Annotated in this window: 20 protein-coding genes; 4 read left to right on the top strand and 16 right to left on the bottom strand. The window is 64.8% G+C overall.

All coding sequences use genetic code 11. The features are described 5' to 3' along the window. The first annotated feature begins 5 nt into the window (after positions 1-5). Entirely contained in the window at positions 6-938 is a 933-nt protein-coding gene (locus XI04_RS06735; RefSeq protein ID WP_271608263.1) for a lipid A biosynthesis lauroyl acyltransferase, read from the top strand. Between the two features lie 101 nt (positions 939-1,039). Here the strand turns inward: XI04_RS06735 and XI04_RS06730 are convergent, their stop codons facing one another. The 8 genes from XI04_RS06730 to XI04_RS06695 all read right to left on the bottom strand — a co-directional run bounded on the left by XI04_RS06730 (position 1,040) and on the right by XI04_RS06695 (position 10,813). Further along, on the bottom strand, positions 1,040-2,164 hold the full coding sequence (locus tag XI04_RS06730) for a polyamine ABC transporter substrate-binding protein (RefSeq protein WP_095425876.1): 1,125 nt from the start codon (positions 2,162-2,164) through the stop codon (positions 1,040-1,042). Between the two features lie 2 nt (positions 2,165-2,166). Beyond that, complete coding sequence (locus XI04_RS06725; protein WP_271608264.1) at positions 2,167-3,348, bottom strand: aminotransferase; 1,182 nt, start codon at positions 3,346-3,348, stop codon at positions 2,167-2,169. Between the two features lie 7 nt (positions 3,349-3,355). Beyond that, a complete protein-coding gene (locus XI04_RS06720; protein WP_026202463.1) occupies positions 3,356-3,682 on the bottom strand; it encodes a rhodanese-like domain-containing protein in 327 nt (108 codons plus the stop codon). Between the two features lie 267 nt (positions 3,683-3,949). Beyond that, entirely contained in the window at positions 3,950-5,878 is a 1,929-nt protein-coding gene (locus XI04_RS06715; RefSeq protein WP_271595030.1) for a potassium transporter Kup, read from the bottom strand. Between the two features lie 140 nt (positions 5,879-6,018). Then, positions 6,019-7,917, bottom strand: coding sequence for a potassium transporter Kup (locus XI04_RS06710; protein ID WP_038946304.1), 1,899 nt, complete (start codon positions 7,915-7,917; stop codon positions 6,019-6,021). Positions 7,918-8,146: 229 nt separating this feature from the next. Next, positions 8,147-8,977 carry an OmpA/MotB family protein gene (locus XI04_RS06705; RefSeq protein WP_028145261.1) on the bottom strand — a complete coding sequence of 277 codons (831 nt, stop codon included), beginning with the start codon at positions 8,975-8,977 and terminating at the stop codon, positions 8,147-8,149. Positions 8,978-9,001: 24 nt separating this feature from the next. Further along, positions 9,002-9,775 carry a motility protein A gene (locus XI04_RS06700; RefSeq protein ID WP_018320941.1) on the bottom strand — a complete coding sequence of 258 codons (774 nt, stop codon included), beginning with the start codon at positions 9,773-9,775 and terminating at the stop codon, positions 9,002-9,004. Between the two features lie 213 nt (positions 9,776-9,988). Beyond that, positions 9,989-10,813 (bottom strand): SDR family NAD(P)-dependent oxidoreductase, encoded by an 825-nt coding sequence (locus XI04_RS06695; RefSeq protein WP_271596795.1) that lies wholly within the window; start codon positions 10,811-10,813, stop codon positions 9,989-9,991. A gap of 101 nt (positions 10,814-10,914) precedes the next feature. Here XI04_RS06695 and XI04_RS06690 point away from each other — a divergent pair, with 101 nt between their 5' ends. Continuing rightward, on the top strand, positions 10,915-11,208 hold the full coding sequence (locus XI04_RS06690) for a hypothetical protein (RefSeq protein ID WP_028145263.1): 294 nt from the start codon (positions 10,915-10,917) through the stop codon (positions 11,206-11,208). A gap of 16 nt (positions 11,209-11,224) precedes the next feature. On the opposite strand, the gene XI04_RS06685 is transcribed toward XI04_RS06690, so the two are convergent. The 4 genes from XI04_RS06685 to XI04_RS06670 form a co-directional block, all read right to left on the bottom strand. Continuing rightward, the gene (locus XI04_RS06685) at positions 11,225-11,944 is read right to left on the bottom strand and encodes an RraA family protein (RefSeq protein WP_028145264.1); all 720 of its coding nucleotides are present in this window, start codon (positions 11,942-11,944) and stop codon (positions 11,225-11,227) included. A gap of 122 nt (positions 11,945-12,066) precedes the next feature. Then, a complete protein-coding gene (locus tag XI04_RS06680) occupies positions 12,067-12,951 on the bottom strand; it encodes a CDP-alcohol phosphatidyltransferase family protein (RefSeq protein ID WP_038946300.1) in 885 nt (294 codons plus the stop codon). Between the two features lie 87 nt (positions 12,952-13,038). Next, positions 13,039-13,761, bottom strand: coding sequence for a phosphatidylserine decarboxylase (locus XI04_RS06675; RefSeq protein ID WP_271608298.1), 723 nt, complete (start codon positions 13,759-13,761; stop codon positions 13,039-13,041). Positions 13,762-13,815: 54 nt separating this feature from the next. Then, the gene (locus XI04_RS06670; protein WP_038946298.1) at positions 13,816-15,774 is read right to left on the bottom strand and encodes an ABCB family ABC transporter ATP-binding protein/permease; all 1,959 of its coding nucleotides are present in this window, start codon (positions 15,772-15,774) and stop codon (positions 13,816-13,818) included. 201 nt (positions 15,775-15,975) lie between these two features. Between XI04_RS06670 and XI04_RS06665 the strand changes: the two genes are divergently transcribed. After that, entirely contained in the window at positions 15,976-16,581 is a 606-nt protein-coding gene (locus XI04_RS06665; RefSeq protein ID WP_026202462.1) for a TIGR00730 family Rossman fold protein, read from the top strand. Between the two features lie 4 nt (positions 16,582-16,585). Here the strand turns inward: XI04_RS06665 and XI04_RS06660 are convergent, their stop codons facing one another. From XI04_RS06660 to cysS, 4 genes are all read right to left on the bottom strand, one after another. Beyond that, the gene (locus XI04_RS06660) at positions 16,586-16,963 is read right to left on the bottom strand and encodes a VOC family protein (RefSeq protein WP_028145268.1); all 378 of its coding nucleotides are present in this window, start codon (positions 16,961-16,963) and stop codon (positions 16,586-16,588) included. Between the two features lie 49 nt (positions 16,964-17,012). Next, entirely contained in the window at positions 17,013-18,611 is a 1,599-nt protein-coding gene (gene cimA, locus XI04_RS06655; RefSeq protein WP_038970982.1) for a citramalate synthase, read from the bottom strand. Further along, positions 18,608-19,099 (bottom strand): GNAT family N-acetyltransferase, encoded by a 492-nt coding sequence (locus XI04_RS06650; RefSeq protein ID WP_028145270.1) that lies wholly within the window; start codon positions 19,097-19,099, stop codon positions 18,608-18,610. The genes cimA and XI04_RS06650 overlap by 4 nt, the downstream gene beginning before the upstream one ends. A gap of 115 nt (positions 19,100-19,214) precedes the next feature. Then, a complete protein-coding gene (cysS, locus tag XI04_RS06645) occupies positions 19,215-20,597 on the bottom strand; it encodes a cysteine--tRNA ligase (RefSeq protein ID WP_038946296.1) in 1,383 nt (460 codons plus the stop codon). A 288-nt stretch (positions 20,598-20,885) separates the two neighbouring features. Between cysS and XI04_RS06640 the strand changes: the two genes are divergently transcribed. Next, a complete protein-coding gene (locus XI04_RS06640) occupies positions 20,886-21,191 on the top strand; it encodes a hypothetical protein (protein WP_038946295.1) in 306 nt (101 codons plus the stop codon). Positions 21,192-21,327: the final 136 nt, after the last annotated feature.

Here is a 21,327-nt window from a genome sequence, read left to right as displayed (position 1 = left end):
GACGCATGGCGCTGCTTCCTGCGAGGACGAAGGCCCGCGCGCGGGAGGCTGCGAAATCGATCGGCGGCAGCCTGATCGGCGCCGCCACCGTCGGTATGCTGCGCACCACGCGCTATTTCGATCCGGTCAAGACCTCGGACTTTTTCGCGCGCGTGGTGAAGCTGATCGGCCCGCGCCTGCGCGAGCACCGCATCGGTCGCGCCAACCTCACCGCGGCGTTTCCGGAGAAGTCGCCCGAAGAGATCGAAGCCATCCTGATGGGCGTCTGGGAGAATCTCGGCCGCGTCGGCGCCGAATTCGCCCATATGGATCACGTCTGGGATTACGACCGCGACCATCCCGAAAACAGCCGGATCGAACTCCCGGCGCGCAGCATCGAGCTGTTCGACCAGATCCGCGACGACGGCAAGCCGGCGCTGATCTTTGCAGCTCACCTCGCCAATTGGGAGTTGCCGGCGCTCGCCGCCGTCTCGCATGGCCTCGATGCCGCGATCCTCTACCGTCGGCCGAACATCGCATCTGCCGACCGCATCATCCAGGAGATGCGCCAGGTCAACATGGGCACGCTGATCCCGGCCGGGCGCGACGCGCCGCTCCGCCTCGCGCAGGCGCTGAAGGACGGCAAGCACGTCGCCATGCTGATCGACCAATATCTGACCGGCGGCGTCGAGGTCACCTTCTTCGGCCGCAAGACCCGCGCCAACCCGATGCTGGCCCGCCTGCTCCGCCAGGTCGAATGTCCGATCCACGGCGTCCGCATCATCCGCCTGCCCGGCGACCGCTTCACCGCCGAGATCACCGAGGAGGTCCGACCGGTGCGCGATGCCGACGGCAAGATCGACATCCAGGGCACGACCCAGGCGATCACCAGCGTCGTGGAAGGCTGGGTGCGCGAGCATCCCGAGCAGTGGTTGTGGCTGCACCGCAGGTGGCGGTAGTTGCCGTCACTGCGAGGAGCTAAGCGACGAGCAATCCAGAGTGCCCTCACCGAGAGATTCTGGATTGCTTCGCTCCGCTCGCAATGACGAGTGCTGCCCCTCTACCTTCCCGTCTTCACCTTAGTCCACAGCCGGTTGATGATCCGCTGCGTCGCCGGCTCGCGCGCGGTGATGACGAACAGCTTTGCGAGCGTCGCCTCGTCCGGATAGATGTTCTTGTCGTTCAAAATCTTCGGATCGACCAGCTTCTGGCTGGCGAGGTTGCCGCTTGCGTAGGACAGGAAGTCCGAGTTCTTGGCGGCGACGTCCGGACGGTAGAGATAGTTGATCAGCTCGTAGGCTTCCCTCACGTTCTTTGCGTCCGCGGGGATCGCGAGATTGTCGAAGAACATCTGCGCGCCCTCCTTCGGGATCGCGTAGCCGATCTCGATGCCACTGCTGTTGTCTTTCTTGGCCTCGGCCGCGCGGGCGCGCGCCTGCATGATGTCGCCGGACCAGCCGACCACGAAGCAGATCTCGCCGGTCGCGAGCGCGCTGAGATATTCGGAGGAGTGGAATTTGCGCACGGAGGGGCGGACTTTTGCGACGACATCGGCGGCCTTCTCGAGGTCAGCCTGCTTGGTCGAGTTCGGATCGAGCCCGAGATAGTTCAGCGCCGCCGGAAAGATGTCGTCGGCGGAGTCGAGCATGTGGACGCCGCAATCTCTAAATTTGGCGAGGTTCTCCGGCTTGAAGACGATGTCCCAGCTGTCGATCTTCGCGTCGGGCCCCAGGATCTGCTTCACCTTGGCGACATTGTAGCCGATGCCCGTCGTGCCCCACATATAGTTGGCGGCGTAATTGTTGCCGGGATCGTAGGTCGCAAGGTTCTTGGTTACCATCGGCCAGGCATTTTCCAGGTTCGGCAGCTTCGACTTGTCGAGCTTCTGGAAAATGTTGGCCTTGATCTGGCGCTGCAGGAAATAGGCCGTGGGCACCACGACGTCGTAGCCGGACTTGCCGGCCATCAGGCGCGTCTCCAGCGTCTCGTTGGCATCGAAGGTGTCGTAGACCACCTTGATGCCGGTCTCCTTGGTGAAGGCCTCGAGGACGTCTGGCGCCATATAGTTGGACCAGTTGTAGAAATTGACGACCCGCTCCTCGGCCCTGACAGGGGCGGAAAGCAAATTCAGCGTGGCGGCGATCGCGAGGCCAAGGCCAAATCCGCAGCGGCCGACATTCGTCATCTCTACCTCTTGCGACCGCGCACCGCGTCCGACAACCGTTCCAGGGCGGTGTCGAGGGTCTCGTCCTTCTTGGCAAAGCAGAAGCGCACCACTGAGGTCACGGGATCCTGCTCGTAGAAGGCCGAGACCGGGATCGCCGCGACCTTGTAGTCCTTCACGATCCGCCAGCAGAACTCGATGTCGCTCTCGTTGAGCCCGAGCGGCGACAGGTCGACGGTGAGGAAGTAGGTTCCTTGCGACTTCAGCACGGGGAAGCCGAGGCTCTCCAGCCCCTTGGTCAGGCGGTCCCTGCTCCGCGTCAAATCCTTGCGCATCGACAGGAAGTAGTCGTCGGACTTGCCGAGGCCGTAGGCGACGGCGGCCTGCAGGTTCGGCGCGGTGGTGAAGGTCAGGAACTGGTGCACCTTGGCGGCGACGCGCAACAGCGGCGGCGCGGCGCAGACGAACCCGATCTTCCAGCCGGTCAGCGAGAAGATCTTGCCGGCCGAGCCGACCTTGATGGTGCGCTCGCGCATGCCCGGAATAGTGATCAGCGGGATGTGCTTGTGCTCGTCGAAGGTGACGTGCTCCCAGACCTCGTCGCAGATCGCGATGACGTCGAACTCCTGACAGTAGCGCGCCAAGAGCTCGAGATCCTCGCGCGGAAAAACCACCGCGCTGGGATTCAAGGGGTTGTTGAAGAGCACCGCCTTGGTCTTTGAATTGAAGACGCTTTTCAGCATGTCCTCATTCAGCCGCCAGTGCGGCGGCTCCAGCCGCACGAGGCGCGGGATGCCGCCGGCCTGGCGGATGATCGGCAAATAGGAATCATAGACCGGCTGGAAGCACACCACCTCGTCGCCGGGCTGCACCACCGCGAGGATCGCCGAGGTCAGTGCCTCGGTGCCGCCGGAGGTGACCATCACCTCGCTCATCGGATCGAGCTTGAGCCCGTGCCAATGGCCGTAATGGGTCGCGATCGCCTGGCGCAGCTCCGGCAGGCCCATCATCGACGGGTATTGGTTATAGCCGTTCAGCGAGGCCTCGGCCGCGGCGCGGCGGATGTCCTCCGGACCCGGATCGTCGGGAAAGCCCTGGCCGAGATTGATGGCGGCATTGTCGCGCGCGGCCTGCGACATCGCCTCGAAGATGGTGACGGGAAGGTCGGCGAAGACCTTGTTCAGCGAAGAGCTCTTGGACGTCATCGCGGGGCTAGCCACCGACCTTGCTGGGAAGCCCCGCCGCCTTCCAGCCCAGCATGCCGCCGGCCAGATGCTTGTCGTAAGGCAGGCCCGCCGCCTGAGCCGCGAGCGAGGCCGTCACCGAGCGTTTTCCGGAACGGCAGGCGAACACGACGTCCTTGCCTTGGGGATCGGGGATCGCCTTGGGATCGAAGGTCGAGAGCGGCACCACGACGCCGTAGGGATAGGCCTCGGCTTCGACCTCGTTCGGCTCGCGCACGTCGACGAGGAGATAGCGGCCCTCCGCCACACCCTTGGAGACCTCGTCCGGGGTCAGATCCTGCACCTGGTTTGCCACATCATCCTCCAACGTCGCGCGTGCCAGCCGGACCTATCCCGGCCGGCGGCAACCTCGCCTCTCGGCTCACGAAAATCAAGCGCTACAAAGGCTTGAGCCGCGCGGCGCAAGTTAAAGCTAAATCGCAGCGACTTGAAGTGGGGCGTTCAGGACGCCCGAATCTGCTGCTGCACCTCTCACCACTCGTTCGGCGTCATTCCCCCCGAAGGCGGGAAATCCAGCACGCCGCGGCTCCTCGGTCCTAGCCGGGCGATGACAGCGGTGGAACTAGATCGTCACCTGCGTTCCGACCTCGACCACGCGGCCAGAGGGGATCTGGAAATAGTCAGTGGCGTCGTTGGCCGAGCGGCTGAGCGAGATGAACAGCCGGTCCTGCCAGCGCGGCATGCCGGAATGGACGGCGGGCTTGAGCGCTCTGCGCGACAGGAAGAACGAGGTCGACATGATGTCGAACTGCCAGCCGAGCTTGCGGGCGATCGCCAGGGCTTTCGGCACGTTGGGCGATTCCATGAAGCCGAACTTCAGCGTCACCTTGGAGAAGGTCGGTGAGATCTGCTCCAGTTTCACGCGCTCGGCCGGATCGATCCGTGGGGTCTGCGCCGTCTCGATGGTGAGAATGACATTCTTCTCGTGGAGCACTTTGTAGTGCTTCAGACTATGCATCAGCGCGGTCGGCGCGCTGAGCGGGTCGGAGGTCAGGAACACCGCGGTGCCGGGCACCCGCTGCGGCGGCCGCTTCTCCAGCATCGCCACGAGATCGGCGAGCGGGAACTCGAGTTTGCGCGACTTCTCGAACAAGAGGCGGCTGCCGCGCCGCCACGTGTACATCAGGATGATCATGAGCGCGCCGAGCGCCAGCGGCACCCAGCCGCCTTCGAACACCTTGAGCAGGTTGGCGGCCAGGAACGTGAGGTCGAGAAACAGGAACGGCGCAATCAGCGCTCCGGCCGCGAGCGGCGACCAGCGCCAGACCTTCCAGATCACGACGAAGCCCATCATCGCCGTGACCACCATGGTCCCGGTGACCGAGATGCCGTAGGCCGAGGCGAGCGCGCTGGACGAGCGAAACAGGAGCACCAGCAGCACCACCGCGACCAGCAGCAGCTGGTTGATGCGCGGGATGAAGATCTGGCCGGAATGGGCTTCCGACGTATGGCGAATTTCGAAGCGCGGCAACAGGCCGAGCTGGATCGCCTGGCGCGTCAAGGAATAGGCGCCTGTGATGACCGCCTGGCTGGCGATGACGGTCGCCATGGTGGCGAGCACGACCATGCAGCCGCGGAAGAAGCCCTGCGGGAAGAGCTGGAAGAAGGGGCTGACGATGGCGCCGGGATCGCCGAGCACGAGGGCGCCCTGCCCGAGATAGTTCAGCGCGAGCGACGGCAGCACGATGAACAGCCACGCGGTCTGGATCGGTCGCTTGCCGAAATGGCCGAGATCGGCATAGAGCGCCTCAGCCCCGGTGACCGCGAGGAACACCGCGCCCAGCGTCACGAAGCCGATGATGCCGTGGTGGAACATGAAAGAGACCGCATAGAGCGGGTTCAGCGCATACAGCACTTGCGGCTGTTGGATGATCGGATGGATCGCCGCCGCGGCAAGGACCGCAAACCAGACGCACATGATCGGGCCGAAGAAGGCGGCGACGCGGGCGGTTCCGCGCGACTGCACGGCGAACAGGCAGACCAGGATGACCACGGTTAGCGGCACGATATAGGGCTCGAACCGCAGCGTGACGTCCTTCATGCCTTCGATCGCGGACAGCACCGACAGCGCAGGCGTGATCACGGCATCGCCATAGAACAGCGCGCCGGAAATGATGCCGAGCAGGACGACGGTCGCCCCGCCGGTGCCGACCGCGCGCTGGGCCAGCGCCATCAGCGCCAGCGTGCCGCCCTCGCCGTTGTTGTCGGCGCGGAGCAGGATCACGACGTATTTGAGCGTCACCACGACGATCAGTGCCCACAGGATCAGCGAGACCACGCCGAGCACCGCCGCCGGCGTCGGCAGCCCGTCCGCGCCCGATGCCGCCATCACCGCCTCGCGGAACGCGTAGAGCGGGCTGGTGCCGATATCGCCGTAGACGACGCCGATGCTGCCGAGGGTCAGCGCGCCGAAACGGGCGGTGGTATGGGCCTCGCCATGCCCATTGGCCGCCGCCGTTTCCGGGGCGGAAATCACTATGTCGCTTGTCATGGGAGAGCCCAGTGGCCTCTAAAATGCTTCACTGCACAATGGCGGAAGAGCGCGCGGCTTATAGTCCTGCGCTACCGGCATAGCCTAGCCCGATTCCGGGGCTTAGACATGCAAATTTGCATGACTAAGGCAGTTGCGTTCTAGATGGTGACTTGGGTTCCGACTTCAACCACCCGTCCCGTGGGGATCTGGAAGTAATCCGTGGCGTCGTTGGCGGACCGGCTGAGCGCAATGAACAAATGGTCCTGCCACAGCGGCATGCCCGACTGCGCTGACGCCTTCAGCGACCTCCGGGACACGAAGAACGACGTCGACATGATGTCGAACTGCCAGCCCTGCTTGCGCGCGATCGCAAGTGCCTTGGGCACGTTCGGCTGCTCCATGTAGCCGAAGCGCAGCCGGACCTTCGAGAACTTCTCGCTGATCTTCTCCATCCGGAATCGCTCGGACAGATCGACCCGCGGCGTATGCGCGGTCTCGATGGTCAGGATCACGTTGTGCTCGTGCAGCACCTTGTTGTGCTTGAGATTGTGCAGCAGCGCGGTCGGCACAAAGGAGGGATCGCTGGTCAGGAACACCGCGGTGCCCTTGACGATGTGCGGGGGCCGCTTCTCCAGGCTGCGGATCAGATCGTCCAGCGGCACCTCGATCCGGCGCGTCTTCTGGATCAGGATCCCGGAGCCCTTCCGCCAGGTCCAGATCGTTCCCGCCATGGCCACGCCGAACAGCAGCGGCACCCAGGCGCCCTCAAGCAGCTTCAAGAGATTGGCGCTGAAGAAGCTCAGATCGACGATGACGAAGGGCATGATCACGGCCGCAGCCGTGGCAGCGCGCCAGTTCCACAATTTCCAGATCACGATGAAGCCCATGATGCCGTCGGCGACCATGGTGGTGGAGACCGCGATGCCGTAAGCCGACGCCAGATTGCTGGGGGTGTGGAACAAGAGCACCAGCAGCATCACGCCGATCAGCAGCAGTCGATTCACCCGCGGCAGGTAGATCTGGCCGGCGTGAGTCTCGGAGGTGTAGCGGACCTCGAAGCGCGGCAAGAGGCCGAGCTGCACCGCCTGATAGACCAGCGAATAGGCGCCGGTGATCACCGCCTGGCTCGCGATAACGGTCGCGGCCGTCGCAAGCCCGACCAGCGGCAGCACCAGGCTCTCGGGCACCATGCGATAGAACGAGTGCTCGATCGCGCTGGGATCAGACAGCACCAGCGCGCCCTGCCCGAAATAGTTGATCAAGAGCGCGGGCAGCACAAAGAACATCCAGGCCGACTGGATCGGCTTGCGCCCGAAATGGCCGAGATCCGCATAGAGCGCCTCGCCCCCGGTCACCGCCAGGAACACGGCGCCAAGGGTGACGAGGCCAATCGTGCCGTGGGACAGCACGAACTGCACGGCGTAATAGGGATTGATCGCCGCCAGCACCGAGGGATCGTCGGCGATGTGGACCGCTCCCATCACGGCGATGACGGCGAACCAGATCACCATCACCGGCCCGAAGGCCGAGGCCACCAGCGCCGTCCCCTTGCTCTGGACCGCGAACAGCAGCACCAGGATGAGGACGGTGAGCGGCACCACGTAATGCTCGAGCGCGGGGGTTGCGAGCTTCAGGCCTTCGACCGCCGATAGCACCGAGATCGCCGGCGTGATCATGGAATCGCCGATGAACATGGAAGCGCCGACCACGCCGAGGGCGAGCAGGAACCAGCTCCGCCGCCCGAGCGCGCGCTGGCCGAGCGCCATCAGCGAGAGCGTGCCGCCCTCCCCGTTGTTGTCGGCGCGCAGCAGCAGCAGCACGTATTTGGCGGTGACGACGATCAGCAGCGCCCACAGGATCAGCGAGAGCACGCCGAGAACCATGACCCGCGAGACCGGCTCGCCATGAGCGGCGCCCCTGACCGCCTCGTGGAATGCGTAGAGCGGCGAGGTGCCGATATCGCCGAACACGACGCCGATGCTCCCGAGCGTAAGGGACCAAAAGCCCGAGGTGACCGGCCCGTCCTGGGTCTCGGTCTGTGTGATGCTCGCCGTCATGAAGATGGAAAACGCTTCTTCCCTGGAATTGATCCGGCGCCTTTTGACGCTTCCGGTGCGCCTGTCAATCGGCGCACCACCATAGCAGGCGCAGAGCCGGATGCTGTGACGCTGCAGCCACGCTCATTGCCAGCGCGACGACATGCCTCAGGTAGAATGGTAGCGCAAGGGGCCTATTTTCCGGGCAGGATCTCGTCGGAAAAAGGTGCTCACCGTGCCCGGGTGATGCTCACGGCTTCAGATTCGGCGGCAGCGGCGGATCTTCGCGCATCAGGGTGATGGTCACCCGCCGGTTGGCCGCGAGCGAGGGATCGTCCGGAAACAACGGCTGGGTATCTGCCTTGCCGGAGACGGCGAAGATGTGCGACGGCGGCAGGCCCTCGCGTTCGAGGATCTGGCGAACGGCATTGGCGCGGTCGGCCGACAGATCGAAGGCGCCGTAGTCGCTGCGGGTCGGCACGAAGCCGGCCGCTGTGTGGCCGGCGATGGAGACGCGGAGCGGCGTGGCCTTGAGCGGGATCGCGAGCTTCTCGACCAGGCGGCGGGTGCGGTCATAGGGCACCTTGGAGCCGTCGGCGAACATCGAGCGGCCGTCCTGGTCGACGATCTCCAGATTGAGACCCTGCTTGGTCTCCTCGAACATGATGTGCTTGGACATCTCGGTCAGCTCCGGCATGTCCTGCAACGCCTGGCGCAGCGAGGCCGCGGCGAGCGCGAAATTGCGGTCGACCTTGATCTTCGCGCCCGACGTCTTGTCGCGATCTTCCTGGTCCGGGGTCGGCGTGTTGGAGGCATCCTCGGGCTGGATATGGTCGACGTTCTTCAGCCGCGGGCGGGTCGGCAAACCGTCGGACTCGACGATGCCGGCATAGCGCGCCTCGCTCTGCACGCCGAAGGCGTCGCGCATCGATCCCGCGACGATCTTCAGCTTGTTGGCGTCCTGCGTCGAGAACGCCACGAGCATCACGAAGAAGCTCATCATCAGGCCCATGAGGTCGGCGAAGGTCACGAACCAGCCGTGACCGCCTCCATGGGCATCGCCGCGTTTCTTCTTGGCCATGTCTCAAAATCCCGGCGGGCGGGCTTACGCCGGCACCGGCTCGCCCTCGGCGTGGCGATGCTTCTCCGGCAGGTAGGCCAGCAGCATTTCGCGCACCAGGGTCGGGCTCTTGGAGTCGCGGATCATCAGGATGCCGTCGATGATCAGCGTGCGGTTGGTCTCCTCGTCCAGCAGCTTGCCGTGCAGCTTGTCGGCGATCGGCAGACAGAACAGGTTCGCGACCAGCGCGCCGTAGAGCGTGGCGAGCAGCGCGGTCGCCATGAACGGGCCGAGCTTGGAAGGGTCGGTCATGTTGGCGAACATCTGCACCATGCCGATCAGGGTGCCGATCATGCCGAAGGCCGGAGCGCAGTCGCCGATGGCGCGATAAATCTTGCTGCCCTCGTCGAGGTGCATGAGGAAGTTGTCGCGGTCGCGCTCGAGATTGTCGCGGATGAAGTCGAGGTCATAGCCGTCGGCGACGTAGCGGATGCCCTTGGCGAGGAAGGGCTCGTCGGTCTCGACCTTTTCCAGACCCACCGGGCCCTGCTTGCGGGCGATCTCGGCGATGCGGGCGAGCTCGTCGACGAGGTCGTGCGCCGACAGGCGGCTCATGGTGAAGGCGAACTTGGCGCCGAGCGGAAGGCCGTGCAGGAGTGCCGAGAGCGGAAAGCGGATCATGGTGGCGGAGATCGAGCCGCCGAAGATGATGATCATGGCATGTTCGGAGATGAACATGTGAAGGTCGCCGCCCATGAAGATCATCATCGTGATGACGATGATGCCCGCAATGAGCCCGACGCTCGTCATGATATCCATGGGATACTCCAACGCGTACGCAACAACGGCCGTCCTGGCCGCTGGCGCGGCCCAACCCCGAACCGCATCGGAAACCCTAGAGTGCCGCCCTTAAAGCCGCGTAAAGGTTAAGTTGAGCCGGCGCGCCAGACCGGGGCAACGCATCGGGATGAGGCCGGCTTTGCCGACTGCCGACACGAATTTCAACGCTTTGCTAACCATGATTGCGGCGCGCTAGCGTGCCAGGCCCGTCAGCTTCAGGCTCAGTTCGCGCAGGCGCTTGCGGGCAGCTGCATCGTAGCCCTGCGGATTGGCACGCGCCTCGCTCATGCCGTTGAAGAACAGGCCGCTCTTGCCTGCGACATCGTCGCCCCCGACGAGGCGCAGGATCGCCGCGCCGCCCTGCTCCACCGTCGAGATCGGCGTGACGCCGCCGGCGCGCACCATCGTGGTGTTCATGTAGGTCGCCGGATGCAGCGCGTTCACGGTGATGCCCGCGCCCTTCAGTTCGTCCGCGAGATCGATGGTGAACATGATCTGGGAGAGCTTGCTCTGTGCATAGGCACGCGAACCGCTGTAGCCTTTCGTGATCATGACGTCGTCGAAGTCGATCGGGTGCTGGCCGAGGGAAGCGACGTTGACGATCCGCGACGGCGCCGCAGTCTTGAGCAGCGGCAACAACAGATGGGCCAGCAGGAAACCGGAGAGGTAGTTCACGGCAAAGCGCAGCTCGTGACCGTCGGCGCTGACTTGTCGCTGCGGCCCATCGTTTTGCGAACCGATGCCGGCATTGCTGATGAGGACGTCGAGACGTTGATGATCGCGGATGACCGCTTCGGCGAGCGCTCGCGTACCCGACATCGACGACAGATCGGCCTGGTAGAAGGCCGGCGCGGCACCGCCGGCTTTCGCGATCTCGTCGCTCAACACCTTCGCGCGCGTCGCATCGCGGCCATGGATCAGGACCCTTGCACCGTCTTCGGCCAGCCGGCGCGCGACGTAGCGGCCGACGCCGTCGGTCGAGCCGGTTACCAGGATCGTCTTGCCATTCATCTTCATCGTGCGTCCTCCGGCTGCGGCCCTGCGCCACGGGGGCGGAACGAGGGATGACTGCTATTCTAGGGCCCTGCGGCATGCTCCATCGCGGGAGCCGTTTTGCAATGTTGACGCTGTTCAGCCTTCTCACCGCGCTGCCTGCGGTGTTGGCGCTCCACCTGCTCGAGCCGGAACTCGTTCTGCCGGCCTTCAGCCTCGTGCTCTTTGCCGAGGCCGCCTTCGCGGTGATCGCAGCGCGCTTGATTCACCTTCCGGACAATGCGGAGGACATCACGCTGTGGGACCTTGCAGGCGGCTTCACCCTGATCGGGTGCGCCGCCGCGATGTTCGGCGAGCCGGATCAGGCCGCCCTGTTTCTGACGGAACAGGGTGACCCGCGACCGGTGTCGCGGCCTTAGGCCGCCTCATCACCCCTCAGTGGATCTCCGCCGAACGCTTCAGCGCGGCCTTCAGCTTCTCGAGCGAAAAGTCGGGGCTGCGGGCGATCTCCAGAATCGGCGTCTCGCGGCGGCCGCAGAGCTCGGCGGCCTCCGGCAGCTTTGCTGCGATGTCGAGCGGGATCACGATGGCGCCATGCTGGTCGGCGTGGATCAGATCGTCAGACTTCACGGTCATGCCGGCAACGCGAACCTCGCCGCCAAAGCTCTCCGCATGCACCCAGGCATGCGACGGACCGATCGAGCCGGCCAGCGCCTGGAAGCCCGGCGCCCATTGCGGGATGTCGCGGATCGAGCCGTCGGTGATGACGCCGAGGCAGCCGAGCGCCTTGTGCACGTTGCTCTGCACCTCACCCCAGAACGCGCCGTAGCCGACGTCGGGACCATCGATATCCTGAATCACCGAGATGCGCGGACCATGGCCGGTGCCGACATATTCGTAATACTCGATGCGGCGCCTGGACTGCTCTTCGGCCGGAAGCGAGGATTTCAGCACCGAGCGGATCGCGACCGTACGGGCATAGCCGACGATCGGCGGCAGGTCGGGAAACGGGCAGACCAGTTGCTTGGTGGTGTAGCCGATCAGCCGGCGCTCGGGCGCCACAATCTCCATGGCATTGCAGATCGTCGGCGTGTCGTAGCGGCCCAGCGCTTCGAGGACGGAAGCGGGCAGCGGCCCGGTCGCTTTATCAGTCACGGCGTTCTCTCCCAGATTGGCGGTCGCTGTTGGCGCGATGCCGCCGGCACAGGGCGATATAGCCGAGATCAGGTCTCAGCCCAACTCGGGGAGCCTCATGGCAGATATCCGCGTGTGGCCGCTCAGTGCAGCCGTCCGGGCCGGTCGTCGTCGTCGTTGGGCGGCTCCGACAAATTCGCCAGCGTCGGCGCCGACGGCGGTGAGGTGACCTCGCCTCCCGACGGCGCGGAGGCTTCCATCGCGCGGGCCTGGTCGCGATAGGATTTGTAGCCGAGCGGCAGGCAGAGCAGGTACAGGACGGTGCCGGACGAGAGTACGTGCCAGGGATAGGCGATCAGCAGCGCGATGAAGACGATCACCGCGACGAACGCCGGCAGCACCAGCTCCGGCGGCACGCGCATGCGCTTGGTCTTGCCGGAGAACACCGGCAGGCGCGACACCATCAGGAAGGCGATCAGCAGCGTATAGGCCGCCGTCATCGCGGCGGGCCAGCGGCCGAGATCGAGGAACGCAACATAGATCGGCAGCAGCACGGTGATCGCGCCGGCCGGCGCCGGCACGCCCGTGAAGAAATTGGCAGCGAAGGCCGGCTTGTTCGGGTCGTCCATGGTGGCATTGAAGCGCGCCAGGCGCAGGCCGCCGGAGATCGCGAACACCATGGCGGCGATCCAGCCGGCATTGCCGAGCTCGTGCAGCTGCCAGAAATACAGCATCAGGCCCGGCGCGACGCCGAAATTGACGAAATCGGCGAGGCTGTCGAGCTCGGCGCCGAACTTGGACTGCCCCTTGATCATGCGCGCGATGCGGCCGTCGATGCCGTCGAGGGCGGCCGCGAACACGATGGCGTAGACGGCGAGCGACATCCGCCCTTCGATCGACAGGCGGATCGAGGTCAGACCGGCGCAGATCGCCAGCAGCGTGATGACGTTGGGCACCAGCATCCGCACCGGAATCGGGCGGAACCGCCGGCGGCGTACGTCAGGGTCTTTGAAGTCATAGGGCGTCATCGCGGGTCCTCACCTCAAGGCGAGATATAGCAAGCCGCGTCTCGCTCCGCCATTGCGGCGGAAGGCCCCCACAGACCGACTTATTGGTTAATTGGCGCGGAAGGCGCGACTGGGGTCGTCTCCGGAAAGATCGGCCAGAATCGTCTCGCCGGCGATCGCGGTCTGCCCTTCCGAGACCAGCGCCTTGATCCCCACAGGCAGATAGACATCGAGCCGGGAGCCGAAGCGGATCAGGCCGAAGCGCTCGCCGGCGCCGATCGCCTGGCCCTCCCTGACGAAGCAGACGATGCGCTTGGCGACGAGCCCTGCGATCTGCACCACGCCGATCCGCGCCGTCGCCGTCGAGATGACCAGCGAGTTGCGCTCATTGTCCTCGCTGGCCTTGTCGAGCTCGGCATTGATGAAAAGGCCGGGCCGGTAGGCGATGCGGTCCACCCTGCCCGCCACGGGAGCGCGGTTCACGTGGCAGTTGAACACGCTCATGAACACCGAGATGCGCGGCAGCGGCCGGTCGCCGAGCCCGAGCTCGGCCGGCGGCAGCGCCATGGTGATCATCGAGACGCGGCCGTCAGCCGGCGACACCACAAGCCCCTCGCGCACCGGCGTCACACGGACGGGGTCGCGGAAGAACAGCGCGCACCACACGGTCAGGATCGTGCCGATCCACCCCAAAGGCGACCACAGCCAGAACAGGACGAGGCTTGCCAGCGCAAAGCCGCCGATGAAGGGATAGCCCTCCTTGTGGATCGGCGGGATCTGACGCTGGATCGAATCGAGAATGGACATCGGTATCTGCCGCTCGGGGTTAATGGCACGGGTCGTCGCGCGGGCCTGTTTAGGCCAGAGTTGGGACCGGAGACAAGGTCACTCCGCTGCCGCAGGCGCCGTCAGGGCGTCATCGACCGGCGGCGGCTCCCGGTTGGGGGCCTCGCTGGTATCGGCCATCTTGGCCAGTTTCTCGCGTGCCGCCTCGGCCTCACGCTGCCTGTTCCACATGCTGGCATAGAGACCGCCATGCGCGAGCAGCTGGCCATGGGTCCCCCGCTCGGCAATGCGGCCCTGGTCCAGCACGATGATCTCGTCGGCCCCGACGATGGTCGAAAGCCGGTGCGCGATCACCAGCGAGGTGCGGTTCTTCGCCACGCGGTCGAGCGCGCCCTGGATCTCGTGCTCGGTATGGGTATCCAGCGCCGAGGTCGCCTCGTCCAGCACCAGGATCGGCGGCGCTTTCAGGACGGTGCGCGCGATCGCGACGCGCTGCTTCTCGCCGCCGGACAGTTTGAGCCCGCGCTCGCCGACCTGGGTCTCGTAGCCCTTGGGCGCCATGCGGATGAAATGGTCGATCTGCGCCAGCTGCGCGGCCTCTTCGACTTCGGCGTCATCGGCGTCCCAGCGGCCGTAGCGGATGTTGTAGCGGATGGTGTCGTTGAACAGCACCGTGTCCTGCGGCACCATGCCAATGGACGCGCGCAGCGAATCCTGCGTCACCGCGCGGATGTCCTGGCCGTCGATCAGGATCTTGCCGCCGGAGACGTCATAGAGGCGGAACAGAAGGCGCGAGATGGTCGACTTGCCTGCGCCCGACGGGCCGACGATGGCAACGGTCTTGCCGGCCGGCACCTCGAAGCTGATGCCCTTGAGGATCGGGCGGGTCGGCTCATAGGCGAAGCGCACGTCCTCGAAGCGCACGGTGCCGGCGGAGATGACCAGCGGCATTGCATCGGGCGCGTCCTTGATCTCGGCCTCGCGGCCGATCACGCCGAACATCTTCTCGATGTCGATGATCGCCTGCTTGATCTCGCGATAGACCATGCCCATGAAGTTCAGCGGCTGGTAGAGCTGGATCATCATGGCGTTGACCAGCACGAAGTCGCCGACCGTGTTGGTGCCGTTGCGCACGCCGATCGCGCACATCAGCATGGTCGCGGTCAGCCCCAGCGTGAAGATCACGGCCTGGCCGGTGTTGAGCACCGCGAGCGAGGTGTAGGTGTGGACGCTCGCCTCCTCGTAGCGCGCGACCGACTTGTCGTAGCGCTGCGCCTCGCGGGCCTCGGCGCTGAAATACTTCACGGTCTCGTAGTTGAGCAGCGAGTCGATCGCCTTGGTGTTCGCCTCCGTGTCGGAATCGTTCATCCTGCGGCGGATGCCGATGCGCCACTCGGTCGCGATGTAGGTGTAGTACATGTAGAGCGTGACCGTGATCAGGGTGGCGACCACGTAACGCCAGTCGAACTGCCAGAGCAGCACGGCCATCAGCAGCGAGACCTCGACGATGGTCGGGATCAGCTGCAGGATCACCATGCGCACGATGACCTCAATGCCCTCGCGCCCGCGCTCGAGCACGCGCGTCAGGCCGCCGGTCTTGCGCTCGAGGTGGAAACGCAATGACAGCTCGTGCATGTGGACGAAGGTGATGGTGGCGAGCTTGCGCACCGCATGCATGGCCACGCGCGCGAAGATGCCGTCGCGCCATTGCGTCAGCAGCGCCATCAAAATGCGCATCGCACCGTAGCTCACGGTCAGCAACAGCGGCGAGGCGATCACCCAGAGGTGCCAATTGTCCGCCTGCACCGGCGCCGTGTTGGCGCCGGTCAGCGCGTCCGTCGCCCATTTGAAGCTGAACGGCACCGTCAGCGTAATCAGCTTGGCAGCGAGCAGCAGCACAAGCGACCACACCACGCGCATCTTCAGGTCGAAGCGGTCGCCCGGCCAGATATAGGGCCACAGATGCGCCAGCGTTCCCATCAGCGTCGCCCGCTCCGGTGGTCCGCCGGGAGGAGGATCGGGAACGTCGGCGCCGTCGAACGATTGAGGTTGGTCCATCAAAAAGCCTGAAAGCCCGCCGGATGCGGGCGTCGCTGCGATTTACGATTTTCGCACGTCATATAGAGCCTTCCCGATGCCAGCGCACCCCGCCAGATGGCGATTCTTTGATTGTTTGCCGTCGTTTACCAGTAGATTTCCGGGAGTATCGAATCACCGATTGGGCTTGACGCCTCTTCGCTGCAATGCATCATGGCACCAATGAGCACGATCAAAACTGTCTGTGTCTATTGCGGCTCCGGCCCCGGAACCAATCCCCGCTTCACCGAAGGCGCCAAGGCGTTCGGCAAGGCGCTCGCCGAGAACAACGTCCGGCTCGTCTATGGCGGCGGCTCGCTCGGCCTGATGGGCTCGGTCGCGACCTCCGTGCTCGATCACGGCGGCACCGTCACCGGCATCATCCCGGAATTCCTGCGGATGCGCGAGAACGCGCTGACACGCGTGCAGGAGATGATCGTCACCCCCGACATGCACGAGCGCAAGCGCTTGATGTTCGAGCGCTCCGACGCCTTCGTGGCGCTGCCCGGCGGCGTCGGCACGCTGGAAGAGCTGGTCGAGCAATTGACCTGGAAACAGCTCGGCCGCCACGCCAAGCCGGTGCTGCTCGCCAACATCGACAATTTCTGGGAGCCGCTGTTCTCGCTGCTGTCGCACATGCGGCAGACCGAGTTCATCCGCGCCGGCCTTTCGGTCGACATCCTCAAGGCCGATCGAGTCGAGGACATCTTGCCGAAGCTGAAGGCGGCCGCAGCCCAGATCGACGAGGCCGAGAAGAAGCTCGCCCCGGAAGTCGCGCGCAAGCTCTGACGTCCTACTCGCTCGGAAACGTCACCGCCTCGATCCGGTTACCATCGGGGTCGGTGACGAAGGCCGCGTAGTAGCGCACGCGATCATGCGGACGGATGCCGGGCGCACCGTCCGAAGCGCCGCCGGCGGACAGCGCTGCGGCGTGAAACGCATCGACCTCGCTTGTCGTCTTCGCCCGCAGGCAGATATGAACGCCGCTTTCGGGCGGCACGCGCGGCATGGCCTCGCGTAGATTGATCCAGAATTCCGGATAGGCCTTGCCGAAACCGACCGTGCGCGGCCGCGTGACGAGGCGCGAAAGGCCGAGGGCGGCGAGCGTTGCCTCGTAGAATTTCGCGGCGCGATCGAGATCGCTGACGCCGACGGAGATGTGGTCGATCATGCCGTACTCCCTCCCCTCGCAATGACGGCGTTTGTGGCCACGCCGTCGCTTACGCCGGCGCGCCCGACTTCACGAGCTTGTAGATCACCGAATCCATCAGCGCCTGGAACGAGGCGTCGATGATGTTGGGGGAGACGCCGACCGTGGTCCAGCTGTCGCCGTTCTCGTCCTCGCTCTCGATCAGGACGCGCGTGACCGCGCCGGTGCCGCCGTTGAGGATACGCACGCGGTAGTCGATCAGCTTCAGCCCCTCGATGTATTTCTGGTACTTGCCGAGGTCCTTGCGCATGGCGACGTCGAGCGCGTTGACGGGACCGTTGCCTTCGGCAGCCGAGATCAGATGCTCGCCGGCGACGTCGACCTTCACCACGGCCAAAGCGACGGTGACGCGTTCGCCATGCGAATTGTAGCGCTGCTCGACATTGACGTCGAACTGCTCGACCTCGAAATAATGCGGCACCTTGCCGAGCGTGCGGCGCGCCAACAGCTCGAACGAGGCGTTGGCGGATTCATAGGCGTAGCCGGCCGCCTCGCGCTCCTTCAATTCCTCGACGAGGCGTGTCAGCTTCGGATCGCTCTTCTCGTAGGGAATGCCGGCGCGGTCGAGCTCGGCGATGACGTTGGAACGTCCGGCCTGGTCCGAGACCAGGACCTTGCGGTGGTTGCCGACCGTCTCCGGCAGCACGTGCTCGTAGGTCTGCGGGTCCTTCAGCACCGCGGACGCATGGATGCCGGTCTTGGTGACGAAGGCGCTCTCGCCGACATAGGCCGCATGCCGGTTCGGCACCCGGTTGAGCATGTCGTCGAGCGTGCGCGAGACCTTGACAAGCGTCGCCAGCTTCTCGGCCGTGACGCCGATCTCGAGGGCGTCCGAAAACTCCGGCTTCAGCTTCAGCGTGGGGATCAGTGAGCAGAGATTGGCGTTGCCGCAGCGCTCGCCAAGGCCGTTCAGCGTGCCCTGGATCTGCCGCGCGCCGGCCCGCACCGCGGCGAGAGAATTGGCCACCGCCTGCTCGGTGTCGTTATGGGCGTGGATGCCGACGTGGTCGCCAGGGATGTGTTTCGTCACTTCAGTGACGATGGCCTCGACCTCGTGCGGCATGGTGCCGCCATTGGTGTCGCACAGCACCACCCAGCGCGCGCCGGCCTCGAAGGCGGCCTTGGCGCAGGCGAGCGCGAAGCTCGCATCTTCCTTGTAGCCGTCGAAGAAATGCTCGCAGTCGAGCATGACCTCGCGACCGGCGGCCTTCGCGGCCGCGACGCTGTCGCGGATGGAGGCGAGGTTTTCCTCCTTCGTCGTCTCCAGCGCGACGCGCACCTGATAGGCGGATGCCTTCGCCACGAAGCAGATCGCGTCGGCCTTCGCTTCCAAAAGCCCGGCCACGCCGGGATCGTTCGAGACCGAGCGTCCGGCCCGTCGCGTCATGCCGAACGCGGTGAAGCGCGCATGGGCGAGCTTGGGCTTGCTGCCGAAGAACTCTGTGTCGAGCGGATTGGCGCCGGGATAGCCGCCTTCGACATAGTCGATGCCGAGGTCATCGAGCATCGCGGCGATGACCTGCTTGTCGGTCAGCGTGAAATCGACGCCGTTGGTCTGCGCGCCGTCGCGCAGCGTGGTGTCGAACAGATAAAGGCGCTCCTTGCTCATTGCGGCGCTCCGAGCGTCTTCTTCATGGTGGTGTTGGCGAGCCACTCGTCGTTGATCGTGATGCTGTTACGCTGCATGGCGACGTAGCCGCGCTTGGCGAAAAAACCCTGCGCGGTGTCGCTGGCATCGACCGAGAGGTTTTGCGCGCCGCGGCCGCCTGCAAGCTTTTCCAAAGCGTCGACCAGCAGGGTTGCGATGCCCTGCCCGCTGACTGCCGGATGCACGTAGAGCATGCGGATGTGGTCGGTACCGCGCAGCGAGGCAAAGCCAACCGGCGAACCATCGAGCGTCGCGATCAGCGTCAGGTCGGACGCGAGGTGCTTGCCGAACTCTTCGCTGTCCGCCGCCTCCATCCAGGCCTGCTGCTGCGCCTCACTATAGTCGTCGCCAGTCAGCTCCTCGATGCTGGCGGCGAAGATCGCAGCAAGAATTGGCACGTCCGCCGGCAGGAACGGCCGCAAGCCGGGCTTTGGCAAAGTCTGTCCCATCGTCCTCACCACATCCCATAAAGCTTGAGCACCAGCGCCACGGCACCAGCGAGCAGCGCGATCTTCAGCGCGATGTAATAGAGCCAGTGACGCGGGAAAGGCGTGTCGGGCCGTTTCATCGCGAAAACTCCCAGGTGGTGCCGTCCTTGGAGTCCTTGATCGCGACGCCCATTGCAGCAAGCAGATCGCGAATGCGGTCGGATTCCTTGAAGTCCTTGCGGCTACGGGCCGCCGTCCGCTCTGCGAGCAGGCGCTCGACCTCCTTGGCGTCGACGCCACTCGCCTGCTGCTTGCGGCCTTCCCACTGTGCGGCGCTCTCGGACAAGAAGCCGAGCAGGCGCAACGAGCCCGCCAGGGCACCCACGTCACCTCCACGCAGGCTGTGCAGCGCCGCGATCGCCAGCGGGGTGTTGAGATCGTCGAGCAGCGGCTCGACCACGGACGCAGCCGGCTCGCCGGGTGCGACGTCGGCCGCGACGCGATACCAGTCGTCGAGCGTCTTGGCGCTCTCCTCCAGCGACTTCATGGTCCAGTCGATCGGCGAGCGGTAGTGCGTCTTGAGCATGTTCAGGCGCAGCACCTCGCCAGGCCAATCCGCGAGCAGCTCATGGATGGTGATGAAGTTGCCGAGGCTCTTCGACATCTTCTCGCTTTCGACCTGCAGGAAGCCGTTGTGCATCCAATAGTTCGCCATGCGCTGCTGGTGGAAGGCGCAGCAGGTCTGCGCGACCTCGTTCTCGTGATGCGGAAACACGAGATCGATACCGCCGCCATGGATGTCGAAATGCTCGCCGAGATGCTTCCAGGCCATGGCCGAGCACTCGATGTGCCAGCCCGGACGCCCCTCGGCCTTGATACCGGCCGGTGACGGCCATGACGGCTCGCCCGGCTTGGACGGCTTCCACAGCACGAAATCGGTGGCATCGCGCTTGTAAGGCGCGACATCGACGCGGGCGCCGGCGATCATCTCGTCGAGCGATCGCTTCGACAGCGCACCGTAGCGGGGCAGCGAGGAATTGGCCGCGTTCATCGCCTGCGGCGAGAACAGCACATGGTCCTCGGCGGCATAGGCAAAGCCGCCCTTGATCAGCCGCTCGATGATCTCGCGCATCTCGGCGATATGCTCGGTCGCGCGCGGCTCGACGCTCGGCCGAAGCGCGCCGAGCGCGTCGACGTCGGCGTGAAACTGCCTGCCGGTCTGCTCGGTGACCTTGCGAATGGCCTCGTTCAGTGGCAGGCCCGGGAAATCGCGCGCGGCGCGGTCGTTGATCTTGTCGTCGACGTCGGTGATGTTGCGGACATATTTGACGTACGCCTCGCCATAGAGGTGGCGCAGCAGCCGAAACAGCAGGTCGAACACGATCACCGGCCGCGCATTGCCGATATGGGCGAAGTCATAGACGGTCGGCCCGCAGACATACATGCGGACGTTCTCCGCATCGAGCGGCGCGAAGATGCGTTTTTCCTTCGTCAGCGTATCGTAAAGGCGCAATTCCATATGGATACCCGTCGGCTGTTGGCCGGGCGTCCAGGGCTCTCAATGTTTTGAGAAAAGACGGCTCCAGCCAGCGAATCGCTAGCTCGTAATCTCGCGGCAAATGGCGCAAATGGCGAGGAGACCGTTCATGCGGCCACATATGGGCTATGAGGCGGCCCCGCGTCAAGGGAGCCGCGAAAATGCCGTTTTACGTCCGCAAAGCGCGCCGCCGCCGGGATCGTTCATGATCCTTAACTATTTGAGTCCATTCTGGAACCAGATTGTTCCTTTTTGCCTCCCGGTATTTTCATGCGATCCTTGCCCGCGCTCATTTTCAGCGCCGCGATTCTCGCGACATCCGGCGCCTGCGCCGAGACCCGCGTCTTCATCATCGCCAACCAGGCTGACGGCTACGGCGTCGATCAGTGCCTGGCCAAGGGCGAGAAATGCGGCGCCTCCGTCGCCCGCACCTACTGCCAGTCACGAGATTTTGCCCAGGCATCAAGCTATCGCCGGGTCGACCCCGACGAAATTACCGGCTCTGTCCCCAAATCCGGCGCAAACTGCTCCCATGGCCATTGCGACGAATATGTCGCAATCACTTGCCAGCGCTGAATTCGCTCGGAGCTGGCGCAGCTTAGGCCCGGTCCATTGGCCCCCAAAACGACGTGACGATGCCGCAGGAAGCGGCTATTGGGAGGGCGCGCTTCGGGGCCCAAATTGCTTCGGCGTCCAAGTCGCTTCGGCGTCC

Source organism: Bradyrhizobium sp. CCBAU 11430, assembly GCF_028128855.1.
Lineage (GTDB): Bacteria > Pseudomonadota > Alphaproteobacteria > Rhizobiales > Xanthobacteraceae > Bradyrhizobium > Bradyrhizobium ottawaense.
The sequence above is the reverse complement of the archived record's forward strand: the minus strand, read 5'-3'. Positions and strand labels throughout refer to the sequence as shown.